At 46.0% G+C, this 1012-nt stretch carries 2 protein-coding genes; both read right to left on the bottom strand.

Translation table 11 applies throughout. The annotated features are described in order from the left end of the window. A partial coding sequence (locus ACK59Z_RS25815) for an Imm26 family immunity protein (RefSeq protein ID WP_409293989.1) occupies positions 1-193 on the bottom strand: 193 nt, incomplete at its 3' end. Beyond that, a partial coding sequence (locus tag ACK59Z_RS25810) for an RHS repeat-associated core domain-containing protein (RefSeq protein ID WP_409293987.1) occupies positions 190-1012 on the bottom strand: 823 nt, incomplete at its 5' end. The genes ACK59Z_RS25810 and ACK59Z_RS25815, both read right to left, overlap by 4 nt.

The raw sequence follows: 1012 nt of genomic DNA, 5'->3' as shown, positions 1-1012 counted from the left end.
GTGAATCAACCGCTGGGACATTAAGAACCTTGTCAAAAATCTCCACTACATGGCCAAGGCTATTTTGGGTCATAATGCGACCAACCCCATATTTTTTGGAGTCTAAAGCAAAGCAAAATATATCCCCGCTTTTTATTTTTTTATAACTTGTTTTGATCTTTTTGTCCCACTCATAAACCTCAAGTGACGTCATCCGCAACCTCCTTTCAATGCAGCAGTTTTCTTGGCGAAATTACTTTCGAAATTAGCTTGGCGAGTTGGAGCTCTCGTAGTATTTGCATGATCATATGAGTTGATCTTGTTTCCGCGATTTTTATGTGAGATCTCTTCGCCTACTATGCCAGTTTTTGTCTCATAGTGTTCAATATAGGCCTGTTCAAAACCTCGTGCTTCCCCATAGGTAATATTTTTGTCAAGAGGCTCCATCCTCGCCCCAGGGCTTAGTCTGTTACTGCCAGCATGCTCTGCTCTACGTCGTGATAGATCATCAGTGATTCCCACATAATAGGGTTTATCACTCCCCTTATCAAACAAGCCATAAACATTATACCCCGGCGCTTGTTCGTGGACCCAGCCAAGAGGGTCGATCCAAGTGACCGGATTAGGTGCGTACCTATAAAGATTATCACTACCATCCAACCCAATTGGATCTTGCGAGATAAATCTCCCTACTCCCGGATCATAATAACGAAAAGTATTGTAATGCAGATTAATCTCTTTATCGAAATATTGCCCTTGCAGCCGCAAATTTTGCTCAGTGATATCCACCACAAGTTCATCGATTTCGGCCGATGAGCGATACGTCGCCTGCCAAACGATCTGCCCGTCACTGTCCGTCAGTTCCAGCGGCGTACCAATCTGGTCAGTATGGAAGTAATAGACCTTCTGTCCTTCCCCTTCAACCTGATCAACCCGCGCCAACGGCGCATAGCTACCCGGCTCGTACAGGTACAGGATGTTCTGCCCAGGCGTTTCCTCCCGCAGCATCCTCAGCCCCTGCCAGAGGAAGCGT

This window comes from Pseudomonas sp. KCJK9058, from assembly GCF_046230975.1.
Classification (GTDB): Bacteria; Pseudomonadota; Gammaproteobacteria; order Pseudomonadales; family Pseudomonadaceae; genus Aquipseudomonas; species Aquipseudomonas alloputida.
Note: the sequence above shows the minus strand (reverse complement) of the source record. Positions and strands in the feature narration are given on the sequence as shown.